At 69.1% G+C, this 15,967-nt stretch carries 14 protein-coding genes and 1 pseudogene; 12 read left to right on the top strand and 3 right to left on the bottom strand.

Annotated features, from left to right (window positions below; all coding sequences use genetic code 11):
• Positions 1–645: 645 nt before the first annotated feature.
• On the top strand, positions 646–1,173 hold the full coding sequence (locus tag IA22_RS0131270; protein ID WP_030125542.1) for a DinB family protein: 528 nt from the start codon (positions 646–648) through the stop codon (positions 1,171–1,173).
• Between the two features lie 350 nt (positions 1,174–1,523).
• Here the strand turns inward: IA22_RS0131270 and IA22_RS37810 are convergent.
• Positions 1,524–1,821, bottom strand: a pseudogene (locus IA22_RS37810) (IS5/IS1182 family transposase); the annotation flags it as partial.
• 455 nt (positions 1,822–2,276) lie between these two features.
• Here IA22_RS37810 and IA22_RS36875 point away from each other — a divergent pair.
• The gene (locus IA22_RS36875) at positions 2,277–2,507 is read left to right on the top strand and encodes a hypothetical protein (RefSeq protein ID WP_030125540.1); all 231 of its coding nucleotides are present in this window, start codon (positions 2,277–2,279) and stop codon (positions 2,505–2,507) included.
• A 436-nt stretch (positions 2,508–2,943) separates the two neighbouring features.
• Here the strand turns inward: IA22_RS36875 and IA22_RS0131250 are convergent, their stop codons facing one another.
• Positions 2,944–3,855 (bottom strand): ScbA/BarX family gamma-butyrolactone biosynthesis protein, encoded by a 912-nt coding sequence (locus IA22_RS0131250; RefSeq protein WP_267882409.1) that lies wholly within the window; start codon positions 3,853–3,855, stop codon positions 2,944–2,946.
• A 145-nt stretch (positions 3,856–4,000) separates the two neighbouring features.
• Between IA22_RS0131250 and IA22_RS0131245 the strand changes: the two genes are divergently transcribed.
• Both IA22_RS0131245 and IA22_RS0131240 read left to right on the top strand, forming a co-directional pair.
• On the top strand, positions 4,001–4,630 hold the full coding sequence (locus tag IA22_RS0131245) for a ScbR family autoregulator-binding transcription factor (RefSeq protein WP_015575611.1): 630 nt from the start codon (positions 4,001–4,003) through the stop codon (positions 4,628–4,630).
• A 100-nt stretch (positions 4,631–4,730) separates the two neighbouring features.
• On the top strand, positions 4,731–5,486 hold the full coding sequence (locus tag IA22_RS0131240; RefSeq protein ID WP_037831159.1) for an SDR family NAD(P)-dependent oxidoreductase: 756 nt from the start codon (positions 4,731–4,733) through the stop codon (positions 5,484–5,486).
• Between the two features lie 48 nt (positions 5,487–5,534).
• On the opposite strand, the gene IA22_RS0131235 is transcribed toward IA22_RS0131240, so the two are convergent.
• Positions 5,535–6,788 carry an IS701 family transposase gene (locus tag IA22_RS0131235; protein WP_014158290.1) on the bottom strand — a complete coding sequence of 418 codons (1,254 nt, stop codon included), beginning with the start codon at positions 6,786–6,788 and terminating at the stop codon, positions 5,535–5,537.
• Positions 6,789–7,212: 424 nt separating this feature from the next.
• Here IA22_RS0131235 and IA22_RS0131230 point away from each other — a divergent pair, with 424 nt between their 5' ends.
• From IA22_RS0131230 to IA22_RS0131195, 8 genes are all read left to right on the top strand, one after another.
• A complete protein-coding gene (locus IA22_RS0131230) occupies positions 7,213–7,827 on the top strand; it encodes a TetR/AcrR family transcriptional regulator (RefSeq protein ID WP_030125539.1) in 615 nt (204 codons plus the stop codon).
• A gap of 496 nt (positions 7,828–8,323) precedes the next feature.
• Entirely contained in the window at positions 8,324–9,568 is a 1,245-nt protein-coding gene (locus tag IA22_RS0131225) for an NAD(P)/FAD-dependent oxidoreductase (RefSeq protein ID WP_014158288.1), read from the top strand.
• Between the two features lie 84 nt (positions 9,569–9,652).
• Complete coding sequence (locus IA22_RS0131220; protein WP_030125538.1) at positions 9,653–10,009, top strand: cupin domain-containing protein; 357 nt, start codon at positions 9,653–9,655, stop codon at positions 10,007–10,009.
• Positions 10,006–11,616, top strand: a complete 1,611-nt coding sequence (locus tag IA22_RS0131215; protein WP_015575617.1) for a class I tRNA ligase family protein — start codon at positions 10,006–10,008, stop codon at positions 11,614–11,616. Before IA22_RS0131220 ends, IA22_RS0131215 begins: the two co-directional genes overlap by 4 nt.
• A gap of 61 nt (positions 11,617–11,677) precedes the next feature.
• Positions 11,678–12,046: an aspartate 1-decarboxylase gene (gene panD, locus IA22_RS0131210; RefSeq protein ID WP_014158285.1), complete on the top strand. Its 369-nt coding sequence runs from the start codon at positions 11,678–11,680 to the stop codon at positions 12,044–12,046.
• 65 nt (positions 12,047–12,111) lie between these two features.
• The gene (locus IA22_RS0131205) at positions 12,112–13,446 is read left to right on the top strand and encodes a SidA/IucD/PvdA family monooxygenase (RefSeq protein WP_030125537.1); all 1,335 of its coding nucleotides are present in this window, start codon (positions 12,112–12,114) and stop codon (positions 13,444–13,446) included.
• Positions 13,443–14,525 carry an NAD(P)/FAD-dependent oxidoreductase gene (locus IA22_RS0131200; protein ID WP_014158283.1) on the top strand — a complete coding sequence of 361 codons (1,083 nt, stop codon included), beginning with the start codon at positions 13,443–13,445 and terminating at the stop codon, positions 14,523–14,525. Before IA22_RS0131205 ends, IA22_RS0131200 begins: the two co-directional genes overlap by 4 nt.
• The gene (locus tag IA22_RS0131195) at positions 14,525–15,901 is read left to right on the top strand and encodes a hypothetical protein (protein WP_030125536.1); all 1,377 of its coding nucleotides are present in this window, start codon (positions 14,525–14,527) and stop codon (positions 15,899–15,901) included. The genes IA22_RS0131200 and IA22_RS0131195 overlap by 1 nt, the downstream gene beginning before the upstream one ends.
• The last annotated feature ends 66 nt before the right edge of the window (positions 15,902–15,967 follow it).

The raw sequence follows: 15,967 nt of genomic DNA, 5'->3' as shown, positions 1-15,967 counted from the left end.
CGGTCAGTGCTCAACCAGCGTGGGGCCGGCGCCCGTCGGCTGCAACGATCACGCGCCCACCAGCCGTCCCGGAACCATTCCACCCCCGCTGACGTGCAAAGCGAAAGCGTGTCTAGGCCGCCACGGGCCGCCGGGACACGGCCAGGCAATCGCCACCGGCAGCACGGCAGACTGAGACACACCACGAGATCTGCCGCTGCGGGGCGGGTCTCCTGTCTACTGCGCAGCCCCCGGTAGATGGGAGCAGCGGTTCGCCACGAAGGGACAACTCGCTGCCGCGTGATCCTGCCAGGGCTTTGCCCGGGAGACTCTTCGATGGTCTTCGTGTAATGCGTCATGTCCCCTCGTTCTTGCGACGGGCAGGGCTCCCGGGCGCGGACCAGCTGCTCGATCAGCCGGAGTGGGTGGAGTGGCGGGGCGGGCGTGTACATCAGTACGCGGCGGCATAGCTCGGGGCGGGGTGCGGCGCCGGGGCCGGACACAACCCTGCGGCCGCGACGACGCCGCTGGCACCACTCGCTGGTACTCCCACCACTCGTCTGGCACCAGCTGGTTCTTTACGCTCAGTAATCACCAAGGATGGACCTGGCCGCTCTGCCACTTTACCCACTTGAGCCCTCCCGGGCGGCGATGCAAGGTGGATTCATGACATGGACAGCACCATCGGTCAAGCGGACCCAGCAGCTGGGCGGTCTGGGCACCGTAACTGAGCGTCAGATGTTGGAGGGTTGGCTGAACTGGCACCGGGAGACGTTGCAGGCCAAGTGCGCCGGGCTTGAGCCGGCCCAATTGGCGCGGACGACCGTAGAGCCGTCGGACCTTACCCTGCTGGGCCTTGTCCGGCACATGGCGGAAGTGGAGCGATGGTGGTTCCGGCGAAGCTTCGCCAGTGAGGCTATCGGAGACGTATTCACCGGCCCGTCAGATAGCAACGAGGGACTCGGCGGAGTTCACGCGGCCGATGCGGAGAGAGACTTCGCATTCTTCCAGGCCGAGGTCAAAGCGTGCGACGCGGCGGCGGCTGGACACGATCTCGACGAGACCTTCATGTCATCCTACGGAGTTACCCTCAGCCTGCGCTGGGTCTACATGTTGATGATCCAGGAGTACGCCCGCCACAACGGCCACGCCGACTTCCTGCGAGAGCGGACCGACGGGGCAACAGGTGACTGAGCTTCTTTCTCAGAAGGTCCAGCATCGGGCGCCCGGGGAGATGGATGAGAACCAGAACGGACACGGGCCTACATGATCATGGAGTTCTCTCCGCTCAGCGATGTGAAGAGCAGCCGTGCGGCATAGCTGGAGCGGTGTACTCCGCCCTGTGCAGCTACTGCGTCTCGTCGAACGGCAGGACATCGGCTTCGGTGGCGTCGTGGCGGAGCCGTTCGTGACGCAGCGGGTGGCGCCACACGATGTGGTCCCGTGCCACGTCGGCGCTGATTTCCGCGACGGGTTGGGACCACGAGGACCGGTTCCAGGGGGTTGCGGCTGATCCAGAAGGCGGTGAAGCGGACGTGGGTCCAGGGGTGGTCGGAGCCGGCTGCGGTGAGGTGCCCAGCGAGGGATCGGCTGAGGGCTTGGCGCGTCTGTGCGCGGCTCGGATCTTCCCGTTCGTCCCGGTCTACGCCCCCCTTTCGGACGCCAGCGGCGTGCTGATGGGCCGGTTGACCGTGGAGTCGATGGCGACGGTCCACTCCCCCGGCCCACCGCATCGTCGCGGACCTGGACGGGATGCGGCTTCGCCCCGGTCCCGTCCGGTTCCCAGCGGGCGATCCGCTCGTAGTCGGTCTGCCAGGGTCCGTACCGCTCGGGCAGATCACGCCCGGAGCCCCGGTCGATCAATGATCGGAGTGCTCGTGCATGGACTCTCGCGCGGGGTCCGTCACGAAACGGCTCAGCCGGTAGGTGGTTGCAGCCGCCAGGCGTCCGCACAGCGTGTCGATCCGGATCATCGCCCTGTCGACTCCGGCTTCCCGAAGACGACGCAACCTCGTACGCATCTCCGCCTGGTCCGGAGTCTCAACGACCACTTCCCACTCTCCCGGGTCCGGCGCGGTGCGAGCAGCGAACCGCTGCCGCGCGTCCTCCTGCCGCCGCCTTCTTTTCCCCTGTCCTGGCACCTGCCCAGAATCATTGGCCGGCGTCAGGACGGCAAGGCAATTGGATCGAACACGCACACGCTCGGTAATCATTTGTGAGACACGGCCTGGTGCCGGTCGCGGTATCGTCGATCCTCCGTTCTGACGGGGCGTCGGGCATCGACAGGGGGCAATGCGATGGCAGTCTCAGGGGCGGGGCGCATCGGCGTGTGGGCGGTCGGCGTAGTGGCGGGCGTGGTGTCGGCAGGGCTGATCGTGGCGCTGGTGGTGACCCCGGACATGGCCGACCCAACCGCGAGCGTCACCGGCGCGATCGTCGGACTCGCCGCGTTCGTCCTCGCCGTGATCACCCGGAGGCGGTGGCCAGGTCGCCATTGGCTTCAGCGCATCGAGGATCCTGCCAGTTGACGCGCAAGCCCCCGCCAATCAGTGTGGGCCCCGGGCGGACACGTGTTGCTGTCGTCACCTCGGTCGAGGTTGGTGGTGAGCCACATCACCCCTACGCCAGTCCCCTTGGCCCGCTCCACCGCCCCGCCCCGAAGCCACTAACGGCCCCGGTTGGCTTCAGCGCGCGACCCTTACCCAGGGAGAGGGAGATAACCATGAGCTTGCCGGCAACCGCCGCGCTTGCGCTGCGGGTGCGGTCGGCATGATCTCCCGGCCGACCGCACCCAATGGGGAACCGGCGGCAACGGAGCACCGGCCACGAGGAGCGCTCCGCCTCCGAAGCCGGTGTACCGATCCGTCCTGTTCCGGCCATCATCCGCTCACGGACGCTTCATGCCCCGCCGGTCCGCGACCGCACTCGATCAGGCCACGCCGGCTGCGGCGGCGCCAGGGGGGATCAGTTGCGCTCGGCCGCCGTGACGCGGATGGAGAAGACCTCATGCCCGTTCTGCCGACCGGTGACCAGGGTGCTGATGATGCCGAGTTCCCTCCTGCGCACGGGAACGGACTCGATGAAGCACGGGGCGTCCAGCTCGACGTACCGCGTGAAGTGCGCGTCGAAGCTGGTCGGCAGAGTCTCGGCGGCACCCGACTCTGCATGGGCTGCCTGCGCGGCGGCCTCCAGCAGGAGGAAGCCCGGGACGTGGTCGTGATCGTGGTCGAAGAAGACGCGGTTCGTCACGTCGACCCTCAGCTGCCACCGATGGGGTTCGGCGAGCGCGGTCAGGACGGCGAAGTCGAGCGGGGTCTGGTCGCCGCGTACGACGGGGTCGAGAGCCGGGCCGAGGGGCAGGGCGTGGCGGGTCGCGGTTCTGGCGTCGGCGTGTCTTCCTCTCAGCCGGTCGTAGATGGCCGGAGGATGCGCGATGTAGCGGACTCTCGCTATCCCGAGGGGTTCGTCGTCGCGCGTGATCATGATCTGCGCGGTGAGCCTGGCGGAGCCACGGCTGCGTCGCTCCACTTCCGTGTGAGTGATCGTCAGGCGGACGGAACACGGACCCTGGCGTGCTTCCAGTGCCGCGGTGACGAGGGAGGTGTCGAAGGTCTCCCACCCGAGGCGGTGGTCCAGCGGCACCCCGTGGACCGTGTGAGACAGCATCGTCAGTGCCTGGCGGATGGTTTCGACGAGGAGCAGCGGGTGATAGGCGCCGCGGTGCGAGGTGTACAGGGCATGCCGCGAGGGCCATTCCGCGAGAACGGTGTGGGACACACCGTCGCCATGACTACCCCAGCCCGTGAGGAGCACCTGATCGACAAGTACCTTGCGTACCTGCCGTAATGGCACCGGCTGGATACTGACGGTGGGCATGATTGAGCCAGTCGTGACTGTCATTCGGGTTCCCCCCGGAAGCCGTAAGGTCGTTGGGCGGTCAGCTACAACGCACTGGTTCGAGTCATCGCATGAAGTAACATAGGGATTACTATTTTAATTGTCGAGGGGTTGTGAAGATCTGGTGGCACCACGCGAGTTGAAGCAGGAGCGCAGCGCGCGTACCCGCGCAGCCATCCTCAAGGCCGGTGCCGAGGTGTTCGCAGAGGCGGGTTTCGCGGGTGCGAGCGTGAGCGGCATCGCGCGCCGCGCCGGCCTCACCCTGGGCGCGCTCTACTTCCACTTCCAGTCGAAGGAGGAGTTGGCCCGGGAGATCGTGCGCGCCCAGCCGACCCAGGTCCCGGTGGCTCCCGACGCACGAGGGCTCCAGGCGGCGGTCGACACCTCGGTCCTGTGGGCCACCCGGCTCCTGGAGGATCCCGTACTGCTCGCGGGAGCCCGGCTGGTGATGGATCAGGAGTACTTCGTCGATCCGCACGAGCTCAACTCGTACCAGCAGTGGGTGGACGTGCTGCTTCCGTTCCTGCGCGAGGCCGCCGAGCGCGGCGACCTGAGGGACGAGGTGGCCCCGGAGGCGCTGGCGCGGCTCGTGGTCAACGCGGCGACCGGTCTCCAGATGAACGAACAGCTGTCCACCGGGCGACGTCATCTCCCCGACAGAGTGCGGGAGATGTGGCAGTTCCTGCTGCCGCTGATCACGACCGGGAAGAGCTCTGTGCGCATAGCCGAACCCTTGCGGCCGTCCGGCACGTAACCGTGCGGTGAACACACGAAACCGCTGATTCCGGCTTGTTCACAGGAGTCCGCGAACGGGTCCCGTACGGTTGAATCTGCCCATGGACAACGTTTCAGGGATGTTACCGGGCAGGACAGTCATGATCACGGGCGCCTCAGGAGGCATCGGGGCGGCCGCCGCCCGGCTTTTCGCCGCCGAGGGCGCCTCCGTCGTCCTGATGGCACGCCGCAAGGACCGGCTGGAGGCCCTGGCCGAGGAGATCACCGCCGCAGGAGGTAGAGCGGCATCGATCCCCGGGGACGTACGAAGACCTGACGACGTGGCCAGGGCCGTCGCGCGGGCCGTGGAGCAGTTCGGCAGCCTCGACGCCGCGTTCAACAACGCCGGCTGGGGTTCGGTGGGCGCCGTTCTTCACGAACTCGACGACAGCGCCTATGACATGGCGATGGACGTAAACGTACGGGGTGTCTGGAACTGCATGCGTGAAGAGATTCCCGTCATGCTGGGCCAGAAGGACGGTGGTGTCGTCGTCAACATGTCGAGCGTCGCCGGCCACTCCGCGACCGGTGCGAGCGCACCCTACATAGCGGCCAAGCACGCAGTGCTCGGGCTCACCAGGGCGGCCGCCGCCGAGTACGGTGACAGGGGGGTACGGGTGAACGCCCTGATGGCGGGCGGCACCCGTACCGACCTGCTGGAGCCCTACATCGCGAACGCCCCCGAGGTCGAGGCGGGGATGACCCGGAGGGCGATACAGAAGCGGCTCGCCGATCCGCATGAAATCGCACAGGTCGCCGTATGGCTCTGCAGCGACCGGGCGTCGTTCGTCACCGGCGGCGCCATTCCGGTCGACGGGGGCTGGAGCGCCGTGTGACGGCCGGCTGAGGCTTCGGGGCTGGGGGGCGAAGTTCTGCGACGCCCCTCACGACCCCTGTTTCGGCGCGGACAGGGCACCCGCGCGAACCAGCGGCGAGGCGTGGGGCCAAGCCGCCGTCGGTCCGGCGGAGGCCGTCGGTGCCGGCTCGGACTCGGCCAACCTGCTGTAGGCGCAGGCCGCGGACACCAGCGTCACGTTGCGATGCCAGCCCGGGAACGACCTGCCCTCGAAGTCCTGGAGGCCGAAGCGCCCTTCCATGCGGCGCAGCGCGCCCGGCGTCCAGGCATGTGCTCCGGCCAGCTCGATCAGCTCGTCCATGGGTCGGTGCACCAGGGTCGTCATCCAGAGTGCGGGCGCTCCCTGGCCGTCGGCCCGGTATTCGGCGAACAGGCGACAGAAGCGCTGGGCACGGGGCCCGCGCGGCAGGCTGGCCACGGCGGTCACGATGCGTTTCGCTCCCGCCGCGCCGCCGTGCGGGGACGCCATGACGGTGCGCAGGACCTCGCCGTGGGCATCGAGGAAGCGGCGAGCACTCACCAGGGGGGCGGCATGGCTCCCGCGCGCGCCCTGGTTCACCAGCGGAAGCACCACCGGAAGTGTGTCGGGGACGGTCACCACGAAGTCGTGACCGCGCTGCCGCAATCCGTGCAGCAGCCGGTCAGGCTGCTCGTACGCCCGCAGGTCCGCCACCAGGGGCAGCGGGGTGAGGAGGGCGGAGGCCAGAGTGTCCGCCAGGTCGAGGATGTGCACCCACTCGGGGACCGGCTGTACCGACTCCGGGATGCGCGCGCGGCGACGCAGGCGTTCGTCGGACCACTCGCGGGGCAGGTGCAGGCGCCAGTCGACGGGGATCTGCACGCGACCGGCCGCCAGGAACAGCCCGGTGGCGACCTGGCAGTTGACGGAGCGCCCCGCTACGGGGTCGAAGCGGCGGTGGACGCCGCATGACTGATTTCCGCGCTTGGGCACGACAGCGGTGCCGACCGTCCAGGCCGTCGGCCTCAGCCGCTGCTCGGTCCAGCGGGTCAACTCGGCGCGGGCCGGTTGCCATTCCCACGGGCTGGAGTTGACGAACCGGTGCATCGACTGGGAGGCAGTCGGCGAGTCGGTCACCGCGGCGGCGAGGCTGCGTACGGATTTTCTGCCCGACACGGCGAGCAGGCCGAGTAAGTAGGCGGCGGCCCAGCGGCGTTGATCAGCTCTGGGCAGGCGTGTGAAGACCTGATCGGCGAACTCGGTGACCTTCCGTCCGGCTGCGAGGACGGAAGCGTGGTCTGACTCGTATACGGGGCCGGTCATGGCGTTCTCCTCTTCGAGAGCTCAACGCAACGAAAGAATAATAGAGTTCGCTATTTTTTATCGCATTGAACCAGCCAACCCCGACACCACGACCACCCGGCGCCGCCGCTACCTCGCACCACATACCGAACCAGCCAACCCGAATCACCTCCCTTGATGTGGCTGACCTGCGGCTGCACACTGTCCGCTTGGACAACCGGACACCGGGATCGGCCCATGGTCGCGGTCCGTTCGACGGACTCCACCGGTGCGGTCCTCCCACGGGCGGCTTTCACAGCCGTGCACCACGGGACAGCACCGGCCGGACTCGGCCCGCCTCGCGGAACACGGTGGCGCACCACCCACGGCGCGCCACCGCGCATCGGGTGGCGTCGGAAGGCGGCGACGTCTTTCCCATGGCCGACGAGCACAGGCGGAGACACGCATGGTGAAGCAGGAACGTGCCGCACGCACCCGGCAGGCGCTGTTGGACGCCGCCGCGGAGGAGTTCGACCGGCATGGTTACGACGGGACCTCGCTCAACCGCATCTGCCGCGCCGCCGGGATCACCATAGGCGCCCTGACCTTCCACTTCTCGACCAAGGCGGAGCTGGCGGACGCCGTCCAGTCACAGGGGCAGGCCATCACCCGGGCGGCGCTGGACAGCATGCCGGCCCGCCCGGCTCCCGCGCTTCACCGCGCCATCGACCTCATGCTCGAACTCGCCCGGTTGCTGGACGCGGAGTCGACCGTGCGCTCCGCGGCCCGGCTCAGCCGGGAGCGCCCGGAGCAGAACCTTGCATGGACGGCCTCCTGGATGGTCGTTGCGCAGAATCTCTTCGAGGACGCTTACATGCAGGGCCAGTTGAACGTGGGGGTGCGTCCCGCGTCACTGATATCGCTGTCGACGTACCTCACGATCGGGGTCGAGTGCCGTGCACGGGCCGAACACGAGGACCCGCCGGCCGGGGACCGCGAACCTCGCACGGCCGACGAGCTCAAGCAGGTCTGGGACATGATCCAGTACGGCATCTGTCGTCCTCCGACCTCCGGATCCTGATCGATCGGGCTTGCGATCATTCGTATTGCAGTGCGAAACCGGTGGACGATTTAGGCAAGTCGGCATTGCCGCCCCGGACCGCACCCCGGATTCTGGACACCGCAAACGACACACTTTCGAGGAGTGAGCGTGGTGGCGACGGATTCCAGGAGCAGGACATCACCGGGCACGGCCCGCCGTCGCACCCTCTGCGGTCCCCGCCGCGGATCCGCTCCCCACGGCGGTGCGAGGGACGCCGGGAAGCAGCCGCGCGGTTCATCCGGGCCGCGCTGACAGCCGACTTCCCGTAACGGGACCAGGGTCTCCCCCACCGCTGGTCCTCCGCTCGCCCATGCCCGTACCGCGGGGAGGGGCGCACGACGAGGCCCTCGCGCCACGTTCCGTCACGGCCTCGCCCGGGACAGGACCACCGGTTCCACCAGCTCGGAATTCCGGCTGCTCGTCTTCGGGGCAGCCCACGCAGTCACGCCTTGAAAAGTCTTCTGTGGAGGGTTCCATGGCGACAGCCGAACGTATGGACGTGGTGGTGGTCGGAGGCGGTATCGCCGGTTCCGCCCTCGCGGCGGCACTGGCGGGAGACGGGTACCAGGTGCTGCTCCTGGAGCGGCAGACCGTCTACCGGGACAAGGTCCGCGGCGAGGTGATCAACTGCTGGGGTGTCGTGGAGCTTCTCGAACTCGGCCTGGAGGAATGCCTCCTGAAGGCCGGTGGCACCTACGTCGACCGCTTCGTCGGCTACGACGAGACTGTCGACCCGGAGGTCGCACAGGCGAACGCCATCCCGTTGGACCAGATGATTCCCGGTATCCGAGGGGTGCTCGACGTGGGCCACCCCGAGGCCTGCGAGGCCCTTGCGACCGCCGCGGCCGAAGCGGGGGCCACGGTCGTGCGCGGAATCGGGGACGTCACCGTCACGGGCGGCGCGAATCCCGTCGTCCGCTACGAGTACAACGACGTCGAGTACGACGTACCGTGCCGGATGATCGTGGGCGCGGACGGCCGTACCTCGACCGTACGGCGCCAGCTCGGTGTCTCCCTGACCCAGACACCGCCGAACTCGCTCGGCGGCGGCATGCTTGTCGAGGACCTTCACGACTGGCCCGTCAACGTCACCTCGATCGGCACCGAGGGGGACCTCCTCTACTTCGTCTTCCCCCGTGAAGGCGCGCGGGCGCGGCTGTACCTGCTGCACGACGTCGCGCAGAAGGGCCGCTTCTCCGGTCCGAACCGCCAGGCCGACTTCCTGGAGGCCTTCCGGTTCCGCTGCATACCCGGCAGCGGGATGTTCGCTGCGGCAACCCCTTCCGAGTCCTGCGCCTTCTACCCGATGAACGATGCCTGGACCGACTCTCCCGTGGTGCCCGGTGGCGTCCTGATCGGTGACGCGGCCGGGTGGAGTGATCCGGTCGTGGGACAGGGGCTGTCCATCGCGCTGCGGGACGCCCGCCAGGTACGGGACGCCCTGCGCTCCGACACCGTCTGGTCGACCGGGACACTGGCCCCGTACCGGGAGGAACGCGAGGAGCGCATGCGCCGTCTGCGTATCTCGGGAGCGGTCAGGACCACGATGTACATGACGTTCGGCCCCGAAGGTGCAGCCCGCCGCAAGGCGTACGCCAAGGCATGGCCCACCGACCCGGTCCTGGCAGGCTCCCGCCTCGCCACCTTCCAGGGGGCCTTCGGCGTCCCCGACGAATCGTTCGCGCCCGCGACCATACAGCGGCTCTTCGCGCTGAAGTAGTCAGCCCCGCGATCCGCCCCGGAACCCTCACGGGCACCGCACGCACCGCACGCACCGCCGTACCGACAAGGAAGGCAACCACTCATGCACGTCAAGACCGATGCCGACGACCTGCGGATCCGCAAGAACGGTTGCGACATCCGTGAGCTCTACCCCTGGAACGACGTCGTCACGCCGCCCTGGAACAGCACCCTGTGCTCGATCCGCCCCACCGAGTCCAGCACCCCGCACGGCCACGCCACCGACGAGACGTTCATCTTCATCAGCGGCGAAGGGTACCTGCGGGTCGGCACCGAAGAGCGGACGATCACACCCGGAGACGTCGTCTACATCCCGCACGGCACCGACCACGTGGTCACGAACACCAGCAGCTCCGAGCCGCTTTCGTTCGTCAGCATCTACTGGCTCCAGCCCGCGGACGAGAAGCAGGACGGGCGATGACCGGCCCCTACGGCGCCAGACCCCGGCAGCAGCGCATCAACGTCACCTTCTCTCCCCCGACACCGAACGGGGATCTGCACCTGGGCCATCTGGCAGGCCCCGTGCTGAACAGCGACATCTGCGCCCGGTCCCAGAAGATCCTGGGGCACGACGTGGCCTTCGCGACGAGCACCGACGACAACCAGACCTATGTCGTCACCACGGCCGAACGGCTCGGCATCATCCCCGAGGCACTCATCCAGCAGGCGCTGGACAGCGTCACCCGGTCCCTCGAACTCGCCGGCGTGGACGTCGATCTCTTCGAACGGCCGGACGCCGAGTACACCGCCTTCGTACGCGGCTTCTTCACCTCCCTGTGGGAGCACGGCGCCTTCGACCTGCGTGAGATCGAGCTGCCGTACGACGCGGAGACCGGCGAGTACAAGGCCGAGGCGTTCGTCACCGGCCGCTGCCCCACCTGCCTGGCCCACGCCCGCGCCGGGGTGTGCGAGGCCTGCGGCCTCTACAACCTGCCCGGAGCCCTGCTCCCGGTCGCGGACACGGCCTCCGCGCTGCCGACCAAGGCCGTCTCCGTCTGGGTCCTGGACCTCGAACGCTACCGGTCGATGATCACCAACTGGTACCGCACGACGGACGTCCAGCTCCGCCCCGACCTGGCGAAGGTCGTCTCCGACACCCTCGCGAGCCGCCTCCCCTACATTCCCCTCACCTACCCCAGCGCCTGGGGCATCACGGTGGACTGGGACGGGCCGGACGTACAGCCGCAGGCCATCAACGCCTGGCCGGAGATCTACGTCGGGCACGTGTACTGGCTGCAGCAGGCCCGCATGGACCCGTTCGCCCCGTGCGACGAGCTCGTGCAGTTCATCGGCATCGACAACGGCTTCTACAACGCCTTCGTGTATGTGACCCTCGCGATGCTCGCCGCACGCCACGGCATGTCGGTCTCGCTGCCCAGGACCCGGACCGTCACCAACCAGTACTACATGCTCGAGGGCCGCAAGTTCTCCACCAGCAAGGGCGACGTGCGGTGGGCGAAGGACTACCTCGAATCCGTCGGGCGGGACCGTGCCCGCTTCGTCCTCGGCCTCACGAGCCCGGAACTCCAGCAGGCCGAATTCAGCGAACCCATCGCCGCCGCGACAATCGCGGCCCGCTACGACGCCCCGCTGCGCGCCATCGTCGACGCGCTCCAGCCCTTGGCCGGCCGCCGCATCGACGCGGTCCCCTCACCATGGTGGACCGCCGCGGCCAAGGCGTCACGCGGCCGGTTCGAGGACGCCTACCGGCTGGAGACCTTCAGCGTGCGACGGGCGGCGGAGGCCGTAGCCCTGCACCTGGAGGTACTGGCGCTGCGCTGCGACGCGATCCGGCCCGACGACGCGAGCGACGTGTCCGGAGCGCTGCAGTTCCTCTGGACGCTGCGCACCCTGGGCTGGCCGGTCACCCCCGACCTGAGCGAACACATTTCCACGGCCTTCTCGGCCGAGTCCACCATCGGCAAGCCGCCCCTCCTCTCCGACCTCGCCACGCCGCCAGTGGGCGCGTTCCGCGGCCTGACCGTGCCGCCCGCCGGCACTCCCGCAGCGGAGCCGGCCACCGCCTGAACGGCGGCCGCCACCGCACACCTCTCGCACCACCCCTTCTTCCACCGACAGGAGTTCCACCATGCTGCGCACCTTCATGAACTCGAAGATCCACCGGGCCACCGTCACCGACAGCAATCTCAACTACGTCGGTTCCATCACCATCTCCCCCGAATTGCTCGACGCGGCCGGCATCGGGATCCACGAGCTCGTCCACGTCGTCAACGTCAACAACGGCGCCCGCTTCGAGACCTACACGATCCTCGGTCGGCCCTCCGCCAACGAGGTCGTCGTCAACGGGGCAGCCGCCCGCCTCGTCGAGACCGGCGACAAGGTCATCATCATCAGTTACGCCCAGCTCACCCCGGACGAGGTCTCCGACCACAAGTCCCGGGTCGTCCACGTGGACGACACCAACCTCATCACCGAGACGGCGCTCCTGAGCACCTGACCGGCGCACTTCACCCATGCCGTACGACGTTCCTGCATACACGACAAGTCGAGGATGCGTGAACCGTGACAAGCCAAACGATCCACCCGGTACTGGGAGTGGGGTTCGGACCCGCCAACCTCTCGCTGGCGGTCGCGCTCGAGGAGCGCGACCGCGCCGGGACCGCCCACTTCATCGAACGGTCCACCGACTTCCAGTGGCAGCGCGAGCAGCTGCTGTCCGGGGCCGACATCCAGAACAATCCCTTTCGCGATCTGGCGATGCCACGCAATCCGGCCAGCCCGTACACCTTCGTCAAGTACCTGGCGTCCCAGGGCTCACTGACGGACTACCTGCACCTGAACGCCAAGTTCCCCTTGCGCCGAGAGTACGCCGGCTATCTCACCTGGGTCGCCGACGCCTTCCGGAAGCAGGTGGACTACGGACGCTCGGCCGTCGGCCTCTCCCTCGTCCAGGGGGAGGACGGCGGGGAGGTGTTCCGCGTGGAGACGGACGACGGCGGCGAATACCTCGGCCGGACGGTATCCGTCGGGACCGGCCGATCACCCCGGGTCCCGCCGGCCTTCCAGCGGAGTGTCGGGCCGCGCGTCTTCCACTCCACGCGGTACCTCTCGTCCATCGAAAGGCTGGGCGACCGTCCCCCCCTTCGGGTCGTGGTGGTCGGTGCAAGCCAGAGCGCGATCGAGATCATCCTCGATCTGCTGGCGCGCCCTCAGGTACAGCAGGTCGTGTCCGTCCACCGCACCATCGGGTTCCGTCTCAAGGACACCAGTCCGTACAGCCGGCGGGTGTTCCTGCCCGAGTTCGTCGACTACTTCCATCCTCTGTCCAACGCGAAGAAGCGCCGGCTGCGCGACGACCTGCGGTCGGTCAACTACGCCGCCTGCGACCAGGACGTCATCGACCGTCTGGCCGGCGCCCAACGGGAGTTCGAACTGACCGGTTCCGAGAGACTGTTGATGAAGCCCTTCTCCGAGGTGGTCGTCAGCCGGTCCGAGGGGCAAGGGCAGCGTCTGATACTGCGGGACGTCAACCACCTCACCGAGGAGACCCTCGACGCCGATGTGGTCGTCCTGGCCACCGGCTTCCGGGACTTCGGCAGTGAGCAGGGCGACGAGCCGTACCACCCGCTCCTGGAAGGCATCGCCCACCGGTTGCCGCTCGACGAGGACGGCGTCCCCGTGGTCGCACGGGACTACTCGATCGAGCTCAAGTCCCCGGCGGACAGCCCGCAACCGCTCCGGGTCTATCTGAACGGGCTCTGCGAGGCGAGCCACGGCATGGGTGACGCCGGCGCCCTGGCCATGCTGTCCGTCCGGGCGACGGACATCGCCGACTCGCTCCAGCGTGACCTGTTACGCGACCACGAGGAGCTAGTGGCCTCCGGGACCTCCCCGTGAGCCACCCCGTCGTCACCGCGGACGTCGCCGTCGTCGGCGGGGGCATCATCGGTCTGGCCACGGCCGAGCGGCTGACGGCCGCCGGCCTCAGCGTGGTCGTGGTCGACGAGGCCGGCATCGCCGGAGGCGCCACAGGTGTCTCCGGCGGTCTCGTCCGCGCCTTCGCCCCGTCCGACTGCGACGAGGACCTCGCGTCCGCCGGACTGGCCGTCTACCGGAAGCGCGGATGGCACGGCAGCTGGCCCGCCGTACGAGGCCGGGGCAGCCTCACCTTCCTCGCACCCGGTGAACGTGAGGCGGCACTCCCCCGGGTGGCGTCTCTCCTGGAAGCGGGGCACAAGGCCGAGATCCTCGCCGCCGACGAGATCGGCGCACGCTTCCCCTGGCTGCACACGGTCCCCGACGAATACGCCGTGTACGAGCCCGACGCCGGCTGGCTGCCGGTGCGCGACGTGGCCGCCGCCATGGTCCAGGACGCCGGACCGCGCCTGCGCCTCCTGCGGGCACGTGCCACGCACCTGCTCACCTCGGGTTCCCGGGTGGTAGGAGTGGGGACGGACACCGGCCCGGTCGGGGCACGGGCCGTCCTGCTCGCCGCCGGTACCGGCAGCACACCCCTGGCGGCGGGCGTGGGCGTCCATCTGCCGCTGCACACCCGGGCGGTGGGCTACTGCCTCTTCCGGCTCCAGGCCAGGGCCGCGCCCCTCGCGCTGCCGGCCGTCGTCGACCGGGCCACCGGTGCGTGGCTACGCCCGTGGGACAACACGTCCGTCGTGCTGGCGGGTGCCTTTTCGCCGCTGACGGGTGTGCCCGCCTCGGTGCGCCGCGACGTCCCGCACCAGGAGGTGGAACGGGTCCGCGACATCCTGATCCCACGTCTTCCTCGACTGACCGGAGCCTCGGCCGTGGGCGGCGTGGCGGCCTACGACGCGATGTCTCCGCAGGGGCCCGCCTCTGTGGGCGTGCCACCCGAGGTGGACGGCCTGGTCACCGCGACAGGCTGGAACGGCGGCGGCTTCAAACTGGCGCCCGCGGTCGGCGAGCGCGCAGCCGGACTGCTACTGGAGGCGATGGCCTGATGCCCGGCACCGTACGTCTCAACCCCACCGACGAAATGCTTCACGCCGCGGCCGACAGGCTCGGCTCCAGCCGCATCGTGCAGGTCCTGTGGTCCTTCGACCGTCCGGTGCCCCGTCGCACGCTCGAGGCGGAGTGGCATCGCCTGGACCAGGGTCGTCTCAGTCGCCGGGCGGCCCCCTCGCGCATCCCGGGGGCGCGGCGCACCTGGGTCCGGGCCCACAACACGGAGGAGCTGGACACCGCCGCGCGACCGGTGACAGTCGGCACGCTGATGGAGTGGGCCGACCGGGAGGTGCGGGTTCCGCTGCCGCCCGGATCGAACGCGCTGTGGCGGCTGGCCGCCGCACCGTACGGCAGCGGCAGCGTCGTCTCGTTGACCGTGCCGCACTTCCGCTGCGACGGACTGGGCATTTTCGACGCCATCGCCTCGGGCGGTCGGCCGGACCGGACCGTGCCTGAAGCAGCCATCGCCTCCGGCGGCCCGCCGGACCGTCCGGTGCCGGACGCTTCAAGCCCGCTGGGTGACGCGGTCGACGTCCTGCGGCAGGCCGCACGTGCCGGCGTCGATACCGTCCGGTGGCTTCCGCGTCTCCTGGGCAGTCCGGCCGAACGGGCCGGACTCGTCGCGGCACTGCGCCGGCCTCCGGCGGGTCCGTCGGTCGGGGGTGAACCGCGCTTCTTCACGTCGCTGATCGTCGAGACCAACGCGATCGCGTGGGAGGAACAGGCCCGCGCCCGGGGCGGGACGGTGAACAGCCTGTTCATCGAGTTCGCCGCCAATCTGGTGCGGGCCGCCGTCCGCACGGACAGCCCCACCCCGATCGAGGTGGGGCTGCCGATGACCCTGCGGGAATCGAAGGACGACGGGCGGGCCAATGCCCTGGTGGTCCTGCCGTTGACGGTCCAGGGCGGCCCCCCGCGGTACGCCGGCCTCCGACGTACCCGGGACGCGACCAGGGAGTTGCTGAGCCGCACGGGAGAGCGCGGCGGCACGCTGGTACCGGAGACCCTGTGGCATCTGCTCCCCGCGGGTCGGGCTCATCGGCTGTTGCGGCCGGGGGCGCAGCAGACCGACGTCGTCGCCTCCAACTTCGGCCGGACGCCCGACGCGGTGGCCCGTTTCACCGGGCGGCCGGCGGACGGCGTCGCCGTACGGACCATGAACGTGCCCGGTGTGGTGGCCGACCGGGCCCGCATCCGCGCGTCGCTGTGTCTGGTCCGTACCGGCGACAGGATGGCGGTGACCGTCACCGGCATGCCCGACCACTTCGGTGACGGCTCGTCCCTGGCCCGCCTGGTGGACGAGGAGCTGTCCGCCTGGGGGCTGCGTGCTGACCGCTGGTGGGGCGCCGGGCCGACCTCGCATGCGTGGTGACCCATCGCATCCGACGCCGCGTGCTGATGTCCCGGGGGTTACGGAACAGCCCCGGGGTGGCTCGTA

It is taken from the genome of Kitasatospora papulosa, from assembly GCF_000717245.1.
GTDB lineage: Bacteria > Actinomycetota > Actinomycetes > Streptomycetales > Streptomycetaceae > Streptomyces > Streptomyces papulosus.
Note: the sequence above shows the minus strand (reverse complement) of the source record. Positions and strands in the feature narration are given on the sequence as shown.